1 pseudogene is annotated in these 1,622 nt (G+C 76.1%); it reads right to left on the reverse strand.

The features are described from left to right. Positions 1-210 precede the first annotated feature (210 nt). Positions 211-1,622, reverse strand: a pseudogene (locus AOK16_RS20265) (hypothetical protein); the annotation flags it as partial.

A 1,622-nucleotide genomic window follows, 5' to 3' on the forward strand; every position in this document is an offset into this window, starting at 1 on the left:
ACTGCGGGACCGGACTGCGGGACCGGACTGCGGAACCGGACAGCGGGACGGGACTGCGGGACGGAACTTCGGGACCGGACAACGGACGGGACTGCGGGACCGGGCTGGAGCGGGACGGGTTCGGCCCGGACAGGGCTCGGGAACGACATCGGACGGCGGCCCCGGGCCGCCCGTTCCCCTGGCGGGGGCGGGCGGCCCGGAGCCGACTGGTCAAGCGGGTGGTGCAGGCGGAGCACCGGGCGCGGGCCGGGCTCCCGTATCAGACTGGCGCGCCCGGCCACTTCCGGCACCCGGAGACCGGCCTGCCTCGGAGGTCCCGGCCGGCCCCGCGGTTCCGCCCCGGCCGGTAGCTGTTGCGTGGTCGGGTACCCCGGTTTCGCCTTGGCCGGTAGCCGTTCCGTGGCCGGGAGCCTCGGCGGCGGTTTCGCTTCGGCCGGTGGCTGTTGCGTGGTCGGGAGCTCCGGTTTCGCCTTGGCCGGAAGCCGTCCCGCGGCCCGGTGCCCCGGCGGCGTCCCGAGCCTCGGCCGCGTCCGGCGCCTCCTGGCTCAGCCGGGCCTTCGGTGTCTCCTGGCCTAGCCGGGCCTTTGGTGTCCGCTGGCCCGGACCGTCCGATGGCGATCGCGATGCGCCCGCCAGCCGCTGGATCGCCGCCATCGGGACCGGGAGCCAGTCCGGGCGGTGGCGGGCCTCGTAGAGGACCTCGTACACCGCCTTGTCCGTCTCGTAGGCGCGCATCAGCTCCGGCTCCTCGCGCGGGTCGACGCCTGCCGCCTCCGCGTAGCCGTCGCAGTAGGCGGCACGATTCTGCCGGGCCCACTCCTGTGTCCAGCCGGACTGGGCGGAGGAGTCGGGGGCCGGCCGGGCCGAGCGGGCCGCGTAGTCGAAGGAGCGGAGCATGCCGGCGATGTCGCGGGCCACCGGCTGGAGGCGGCGGCGTTCGACGATCGGCCGGGCCGGCTCGCCCTCGAAGTCGATCAGGGCCCAGCGGCCGTCGCGCACGGCGCGCAGGGCCTGGCCCAGGTGGAGGTCACCGTGTATGCGCTGGGCCGCCCAGGTCCGCCCGTGCCGGCCCAGCTCGGCGAAGTCGGCGAACGCGGCGTGCAGCTGCTCGCGGTACGGCCGCAGGGCCGGCACCGCGTCGGCCGCGGCCTCCAGCCGCGCCGCCATCCCGGCGGCCAGCTTCTCGATCCGCGGCCTGCTCAGCACGGCGGTCGGCAGCGCGGCGGCCAGCGCCGTGTGCACCTCGGCCGTGGCGCGGCCGAGCGCGCGGGCCGAGCCGGTGAAGTCGGCCTGTACGGACAGCGAGTTCAGCGCCAGCTGCCACCCGTCGGCCGAGCCGCGCAGGAACGGCTGGAGGATGCCCAGCGTCATCGGCTCCCCGGAGACGCCCTCGGTGCCGAGGGCGGCCCCGGTCGTGGTCTCGTACCAGGCCGTCGGGTGTGGCACCCGGTCGCAACCCGCGCGGGCGAGCGCCCGCGGCAGCTCCAGGTCCGGGTTGACGCCCCAGCCGATCCGCCGGAAGACCTTCAGGATGTACGTGTCGCCGTACACCACCGAGGAGTTGGACTGCTCGGCGGTGATCGGCCGGGGGGAGAGCCCGGAGGGGATGGCGGTGGAGGGGG

The organism is Streptomyces pathocidini (genome assembly GCF_001418495.1).
Classification (GTDB): domain Bacteria; phylum Actinomycetota; class Actinomycetes; order Streptomycetales; family Streptomycetaceae; genus Streptomyces; species Streptomyces pathocidini.